Source organism: Kitasatospora sp. NPDC057512, assembly GCF_042802135.1.
In the GTDB taxonomy this organism is placed as follows: Bacteria; Actinomycetota; Actinomycetes; order Streptomycetales; family Streptomycetaceae; genus Kitasatospora.
Genome location: NZ_JBHVET010000414.1, coordinates 1 through 7,466, shown reverse-complemented (window position 1 = coordinate 7,466; position 7,466 = coordinate 1). Strand labels below are relative to the sequence as shown.

The window sequence follows — 7,466 nt, the reverse complement described above, 5'->3', positions numbered from 1 at the left end:
GCCCGGCACCGATCGGTGCCGGGCGCCCGCCGGATCGTGCGCGGGGGCTATTCCTTGCGGAGCATCGCGTCGACCACCCGGGCGGAGGCCTTGCCGTCGTCCAGGTCGCAGTACGCCTCGCGGAACGCGGCGGCCCGGTCCGCGTACTCCGCCGCGACCTCGTCCACCCGGCCGAGCACCGAGAGGAGTTCCTCGGAGGTGGCCGGCATCGGGCCGGGCGCCTCGGCCTCGAAGTTCAGGCTGAAGCCGCGCAGGTTGTCCCGGTAGTGCTCCAGGTCGTGGGTGAAGAACACGATCGGCTTGCCGGTCGACGCGAAGTCGAACGCGCTCGCCGAGTAGTCGGTCACCAGGACGTCGGCGATCAGCAGCAGCTCCGCCATGTCGGGATAGGTGCCCACGTCCCAGATGTAGCCGTTGCCGGCGCCCGGGATCTGGCCGCACATCAGGTGGTGCCGGCGCACCAGCAGCACCTGGTCGTCGCCGAGCGCGGCCTTGGCCGCCGCCAGGTCGATCCGCAGGTCGATCTGGTAGCCGCCCTGCGGCCGGCGCCGGTCCTCGCGCCAGGTCGGCGCGTAGAGCACGACCTTCTTGCCCTCGGGCAGGCCGAGCCGCTCCCGGACCTGCTCGGCGGTCTTCTCCCGGTCGGTCGCGAACAGCAGGTCGTTGCGGGGCGAACCGCTCTCCAGGATCTCGCCCTTGAAGTCGAAGGCGCGCCGCAGCACCGGGGCCGACCAGCGGTTGCCGGCCACCAGCAGGCTCCAGTTCGGGACTTCCCGGGCCAGGCTCTTGAGGTACTTGGAGTCGGTGAACCAGACCTTCTCGAAGTCGAAGCCGATCTGCTTCAGCGGGGTGCCGTGCCAGGTCTGGACGACCACCTGGTCCGGGCGGCGGACGAAGAAGTCGGGCAGGTGGGTGCTGGCCACGACGTACTTGGCGGTGGCCAGCGCCTCGTACCACTCCGGGCTGCGGTAGCGGAGCGCGGTCGCGCTCTGCGGCAGCTCGGCCTGCATGTCGTCGTTGCCCCACAGGTGCTCCAGCGACAGGCCGCGGCGGACCAGCTCCTCGTGCACCGCCCGGGGCGAACCGGAGTACGTGCCGTACTTGCCGGTGTGGTACAGCACCGTGTCGCGCACCGGCAGCCGGCGGGCGGCCGGGTAGTCCACGCTCTGCAGCTGGCGCTGGCGGTAGCCGGCCCGCTCCTCGGGCAGCAGGACCGAGTGCGACTCCAACGACAGGGCGTCGTGGTCGCGGCGCTCCAGCACTATCCGCTTGCCGCGGGACTCCACCTCGACCGGCAGGACGTCGAAGCAGTCCGGGGTCACCAGCGCGGCGGCGTCCGGCAGTTCGGGCACCGGCACGCCGACCGGGCGGAAGACGACGTTCCAGGTGCCCCGGGAGAGCGGCACCCGGCCGGCGAAGGAGGCCGTCGGCACGGCGGGCAGCGCGGTGCGGAAGCGGCCGTCGGAGATCTCCACCGGGTAGGCGTGCTCCTCCTCGCGCCACTCGTGACGGACCACCAGCTCCCAGCGGTGCGCGCCGGGCAGCGGGAACGAGCCGCTCAGCAGGAAGCCGTCGGCGCCGCGCGAGGACACCTCGTCCACCAGCGGCTGGAGCACCTGGTCGGTGAACTGGAGGTGCCCGTTGGGGGAGGGCTTGGAGTAGAGCGCCCGGCGCTCGGCGACCGGGGCCTGCGGGTTCAGCGCCAGGTGCAGCCGCTCGGGCGCGTTGCGGTCGTCCCAGGCCAGCTGGACGGTGCTGCCGTCGGCCAGCAGCAGCGCGCCGTCCCAGTGGTCGCGGCTGCGCTCGGCGGCCACCGGGTCCAGCTCGGCCCAGGCCTCGCGGACGGCGGTCAGCTCGGCGACCGGGAAGGCCGCGGTGAACGGCTGGAGCGAGCCGACCGGGGCACCCAGCTCCAGCGGGAAGGTCAGCTGGCGGTCCGACTCGGTGTGGGTGAGCCGCAGCCGCGCCCCGGCGAAGCTCGGGCCGGAGCGGGCCGCGCCCGAGACCTCCAGCCGGTCGCCGTGGGCGGCCAGACCGGTCACCCGGGCCTTGACCGTCTCCACCCGGAGGTAGACGAAGTTGTCCCGGATCCACGGCACGATCCGCACGTCCGGCTCGACCCAGTGCGACGGGAGGTACAGCGCGCTGTCGCTCCACCCGGCCGAGATCCGGCCCTTGTAGACCCCGCCCTTGCCCGCGCCGGCCACCAGGACGCGCCAGTTGCCGTCCTTCCACTGGCCGCGGTGCTTCAGCTTCTTCGGGTCTATGGCCACGGTGAAGCCGGACCAGTCGCAGCTGTACAGGTCGTGATGGCAGCTCGCGGTGGCCTCGGGGCTGTACGTCGTCCTCATCGGCACCGCGATGACCCGGCGGCCCTTGGCCTCGCGCAGCACCAGGGTGCGGACCATGTCGTGCTTGCCGGCCGCGCCCAGCTGCTCCGGGTACGCGTGCCCGGTCAGCCGGAGCTTCCCGTCCTCCCAGGCGCTGCGGTACAGCCGGCTGCGGATCACCAGCGAGTTGTCCAGCTTGAGCACCCCGGCCGGCACGCTCTTGCGCCCGCCGCGCAGGAACGGGTAGTCGGCGTACGGGCGCAGCAGGCCGCGGGCCTGGACGCCGCCGCCGCTCTCGCGCTCGTACGTGATCTGCTCGACCAGCTCGTCCATCCGGCCCGACAGGGTCAGGTGGTACTTCAGCCGCAGCGGTGCGCGCAGCCTGGCGACGTGCTCGGCGCCGATCGCCCGGAGCAGCCGGCCGACGTGCTGGAGGTAGGCGTCCCGGTACTCCTTGTCCCCTTCGACGAGGGACGAGAAGAACATCGGGATCTCCTCGACGAGGGTGTTCTCGTCGTAGGAGCGCAGGTACTCGGCGAAGCGCGGCTCGGTCTGCTTCATCAGCCAGGCGCGGACCAGCTCGACCGAGGCGACCCGGTCGATCAGGCCCCTGGGGTTGGTGCGCATCTGCGTGATCGACATCTCGCCGACCTCGCGCTCGCGCCAGTGGTAGATCGGCTCGGAGAGCACGTCCACGCTCTTGGCCAGGTAGTGGTGCGGCACGCTGACCGGCGCGTCCTCGTAGAGGATGCCCTCGGGGTACAGCAGGCCGGCCGCGTCGAAGAACGAGCGGCGGTACACCTTGTTCCACGCGGTGCGGTCGGTGACCAGCGCCGGGACCTCGGTGATGTGGGTCTTGAGCCTGGTCTCCTTGAACGGCTTCAGGTGGCCGCCGGACTGGTAGTAGCCCACGGCGCGGAAGCGCAGCACGTTGCCGGTGCAGAAGTCCGAGCCGGTCTCGTCCAGCGTGTTGATCATCAGCTCGTACGCGCTCGGCGGCATCGAGTCGTCGCTGTCCACGAAGCACAGGAACTCGGAGTCCGGGTCGATGTGCCGGATGCCGGTGTTGCGGGCCGCGCCGAGGCCCTTGTTCACCTGCCGGACCAGCCGGAACCGGGAGTCCTCGGCCGCGTACGCCTCGGCGAGCGCCGCGCTGCCGTCCTTCGAACCGTCGTCGACCATGACGCACTCGAAGTCCGTGAAGGTCTGGGCGGCGATCGAGTCGAGGCATTCGACGAGGTAGCGCTCGACGTTGTAGATCGGGACGACGATGGAGAGGCGGGGAGCCATCGGCTACGCAGGCCTTTCTCTGGAGGAGCGTGGCAGCCCGTACGGGGTCTGACCGCACTTGGATCGGTGCGTACGTGCGCCCCCGATCCTACCTCCGGGGACCTTGCCCACCCGGGGACCACTACGCTGGGTCCGTGTCCCGTTTCAGCGTGATCGTCCCCGTGTACCAGGTCCAGGACTACCTCGCCGAGTGCCTCGATTCGGTGCTCGGCCAGGACGGCCCGGACGTCGAACTGATCGCGGTGGACGACCGCTCCCCGGACGGCTGCGGCGCGATCCTGGACGGGGCCGCCGCCGCCGACGCCCGGGTCCGGGTGCTGCACCTGCCGGAGAACGTCGGCCTCGGCCGGGCCCGCAACGCCGGCCTGGAGGTCGCCACCGGGGACTACGTGATCTTCCTCGACAGCGACGACACACTGACCCCCGGATTGCTGAAGAGCGTCGACGAGCGGCTCACCGCCACGGGTGACCCGGACATCCTGGTTTACGACTACGCCCGCACCTACGCCGACGGCCGGATCACCCGGGCCGCCTCCGCGCACGTCTTCGGCGCGGCCTCCCCGGACGTCTTCGACCTCGACGCCCGCCCCGACCTGCTCGACCTGCTCCAGGTCGTCTGGAACAAGGCCTACCGCCGCGACTTCGTCACCGAGCAGCGGCTGGTCTTCCCGGCCGGCTACTACGAGGACACCCCCTGGACGTACCCGGCGCTGCTCGCCGCCGCCCGGATCACCCTGCTCGACCAGGTCGGCGTGCACTACCGCCAGCGCCAGGAGGGCGGCAACATCCTGGCCACCGCCAGCCGCAAGCACTTCGACGTGTTCGCCCAGTACGACCTGGTCTTCGCCTTCCTCGACCGCCGCCCCGACCTGGACCGCTGGCGCCCGGTCGTCTACGGCCGGATGCTGCACCACCTCAACACCGTGGTCTCCAAGCCCGGCCGGGTCCCGTCCGGCGACCGCCGGGAGTACTTCCGCCGGGCCGCCGAGCACTGCGCCCGGCTGCGGCCGGCCGGCTACCGGCCGCCGGCCGGTGTGGACGGCGTGCGCACCGAGCTGCTCAGCCACGGCCGCTACGGCGCCTACCAGGCCGTCCGCGCCCTCGCCAAGGCCCGGCGACTCGTCAAGCGCTGAGCGCGAACCGACGCCCGTTCGGGGGACGGACCGGCTATAACCGGTAGGTGGACTTCCTGACCCGCCTGCCGGTCGTCGGCCCGCTCGTGGCCCGGGTGCTGCGCAGCCGCCCGTACCGGGTGTACGAGTACTTCTCCGCCGCCCGGGGCAACCGGCTGGCCGGCGCCGTCACCTTCTTCGGCTTCCTCGCGCTCTTCCCGCTGCTCACGGTGGGCCTGGCGGTCGCCGCCGCGACGCTGAGCGACAGCCGGGTCCACGAGCTGCAGGAGCACATCTCCGACCAGCTGCCGGGGCTCTCGGACGCGCTCAACCTGCCCGCCCTGGTGGCCAACGCGGGCACCGTCGGACTGGTCGGCGGGGCGCTGCTGCTGGTCTCCGGCCTCGGCTGGGTGGACACCATGCGCACCTCGATCCGCGACCTGTGGCAGCTGCCCCAGGAGGAGGGCAACCCGGTCCTGCGCAAGGGGTGGGACGTGGCGGTGCTGGCCGGCCTCGGCCTGGTGTCGCTGTTCTCGCTGGCCACCTCCGCCGCCGGCACCACGCTGGCCGGCCGGATCGCCGACGCGATCGGCCTCACCAGCGGATACCTGCTGACCACGGTCGGCGTGCTGATCGCCATAGCGTGCGACATGCTGCTCTTCGCCTACCTGCTGGCGCCCTTCCCCGGGATCACCGAGCAGCGCCGGCGGGACCTGGTGCAGGCCGCGCTGATCGGCTCGGTCGGCTTCGAGCTGCTGAAGCTGCTGCTCGCCTCCTACCTGGGCTCGGTCGCCGGACGGAGCCTGTACGGGGCGTTCGCCACCCCGGTGGCGCTGCTGCTGTGGATCAACTTCGTCTCCCGGCTGCTGATGTACTGCGTGGCCTGGACGGCGACGGCCGACCCGGTGGCCGCCCGGGACCGGACCAGGGCGCACGGGCGGGCGCTGCTGGAGGCGGCCGACGAGGCGGAGGCCGCGGCGGAGGCGGACGCGGCGGAGCGGGCCGCCCGGGCCGAGCAGAGGAAGAAGGAGCAGGAGCGCGGGGAGGGCGAGGGCGAGGGGAAGGCCCGGCCCCGGGACTGAGGCCGAGCCCTCCCACCCGTCGGCGGGTCAGCCGGCGGAGCGGCGCCGCAGCAGCACCAGCGCGCCGTACCCGGCCGCGGCCCCGGCCAGCACCACGGCCGACCAGCCGCCGAGGCCGAGCCCGCCGCGCGTGCCCAGCGCCGCCGTCGGGGCGGTGGTGGCCGCGGGGTGCGGCGGCGGTGCGGGCGTGCCCTCGGAGCCGCCGGCCTGGCCGGTCGGCTCGGCGCCGCCGGGCGGGAGCTCGTCGACCAGCCTGCCGACCGGCTGGACCTTGCCGGCCGCGGCGAAGCCCCAGTCCAGCAGGGCGGCGGTCTCGTCGTACACCCGCTGGTAGCTCGCCGGGTGCATCACCGTCACCAGCAGGGTGCGGCCGTCGCGCTCGGCGGCGCCGACGAAGGTCGAGCCGGCGTTGGTGGTGGTGCCGTTCTTCACCCCGATCAGGCCCGGGTACTTGCCCAGCAGCCGGTCGGTGTTGGCGATCCCGAAGCTGCCGCGCTGGCCGGTGTTCCGGTCGACGGCGCCCGGGAACATCGCGTCCCGGGTGGCGCAGTACGTCCGGAAGTCCGCGTTGCGCAGGCCGGCCCGGGCGAACAGCGACAGGTCGTAGGCCGAGGAGACCTGGCCGTCCATGTCGTAGCCGTCCGGGGAGATCACCCTGGTGTCCCGGGCCTGGAGCGCGTCGGCGCGCGCCTGCATCTCGGTGACGGTCTGCTGGACGCCGCCGTTCATGTGCGACAGGACGTGCACCGCGTCGTTGCCCGAGCTCAGGAACACCCCGCGCCACAGGTCCTCGACCCGGTAGTCCAGGTTCTCCTTGATGCCGACCAGGCTGCTGCCGGGGCCGATCCCCTGGATCTCCTCGTCGGCCACCCGGTGCACCGCGTTGCGGTCGAACTTGGGCAGCACGGTGTCCGCGAAGAGGATCTTCAGGGTGCTCGCCGGGGGCAGCCGCAGGTGCGGGTTGCTGGCCGCCAGCACCTCGCCCGACGCCGCGTCGGAGACTATCCAGGACTGGCCGGTGAGGTCGGAGGGCAGCGGCGGGGCACCCGCCATCGGGGCGACCTGGACCCCGGGGAGCCCGAGCCGCTCGCCGCCGACCGCGGCCGACGGGGGCGGCTGCTGCGGGGTCGCGCCCGCCGGGGCGGCGAGCAGGACCGGGAGGGCCGCGGTGACCGCGGCGCACAGGCGCGCGAACGTGAGTCGGGGTGTGGGCACCAGCTGACCGTACCCACTCGGGGCTCCCGCCGCCCTCCCCCCGGAGCCCGTCCTCCGCAGGAGGGGCCCGCCGTACGCCGATCGGCGGCCCGCGCATACTGGGGACGCACACCGCCTTCACAAGCCGAGGACCCCCATGAAGCTCAGCCGTCGCACCTCCTGGTTCCTGACCGCCTTCGGGGTCTGGTCGATCATCATCTGGACGACCTTCGTGAAGAACCTCTGGAAGGACTCCGGCGGCCAGGCCTTCACCAACGGCGACCACTCCCAGCCCACCGCCTTCTTCTGGGTCCACCTCCTCCTCGCCGTCACCTCCTTCGCCCTCGGCATCGCCGTCGGCACCGTCGGCCTGCGCGGCCTCCGCGCCACCCGCCGCACCCCGGCCACCGACTGACCCGGCGGACGGCAACGCGGAGGCCCCCGCCCGATCCGAGGAT

General features: G+C 72.8%; 5 protein-coding genes. 3 read left to right on the top strand and 2 right to left on the bottom strand.

What is annotated here, in order from left to right:
- Window positions 1-47: 47 nt before the first annotated feature.
- Window positions 48-3,620: a CDP-glycerol glycerophosphotransferase family protein gene (locus tag ACFU6K_RS24645; RefSeq protein ID WP_380666423.1), complete on the bottom strand. Its 3,573-nt coding sequence runs from the start codon at window positions 3,618-3,620 to the stop codon at window positions 48-50.
- A gap of 134 nt (window positions 3,621-3,754) precedes the next feature.
- Here ACFU6K_RS24645 and ACFU6K_RS24640 point away from each other — a divergent pair, with 134 nt between their 5' ends.
- Window positions 3,755-4,753 (top strand): glycosyltransferase family 2 protein, encoded by a 999-nt coding sequence (locus ACFU6K_RS24640; protein WP_380666421.1) that lies wholly within the window; start codon window positions 3,755-3,757, stop codon window positions 4,751-4,753.
- Between the two features lie 47 nt (window positions 4,754-4,800).
- A complete protein-coding gene (locus tag ACFU6K_RS24635) occupies window positions 4,801-5,814 on the top strand; it encodes a YihY/virulence factor BrkB family protein (protein ID WP_380666420.1) in 1,014 nt (337 codons plus the stop codon).
- Between the two features lie 27 nt (window positions 5,815-5,841).
- On the opposite strand, the gene ACFU6K_RS24630 is transcribed toward ACFU6K_RS24635, so the two are convergent.
- The gene (locus tag ACFU6K_RS24630; RefSeq protein ID WP_380666418.1) at window positions 5,842-7,029 is read right to left on the bottom strand and encodes a D-alanyl-D-alanine carboxypeptidase family protein; all 1,188 of its coding nucleotides are present in this window, start codon (window positions 7,027-7,029) and stop codon (window positions 5,842-5,844) included.
- Between the two features lie 136 nt (window positions 7,030-7,165).
- On the opposite strand from ACFU6K_RS24630, the gene ACFU6K_RS24625 reads away from it, so the two are divergent.
- Window positions 7,166-7,423 carry an SCO4848 family membrane protein gene (locus ACFU6K_RS24625; RefSeq protein WP_380666416.1) on the top strand — a complete coding sequence of 86 codons (258 nt, stop codon included), beginning with the start codon at window positions 7,166-7,168 and terminating at the stop codon, window positions 7,421-7,423.
- Window positions 7,424-7,466 lie beyond the last annotated feature (43 nt).

Bases quoted from the DNA above. Each gene is read 5' to 3' on its own strand.
- ACFU6K_RS24625 (WP_380666416.1), top strand. From the start codon at position 7,166: ATGAAGCTCAGCCGTCGCACCTCCTGGTTCCTGACCGCCTTCGGGGTC.
- ACFU6K_RS24645 (WP_380666423.1), bottom strand. From the start codon at position 3,620: ATGGCTCCCCGCCTCTCCATCGTCGTCCCGATCTACAACGTCGAGCGC.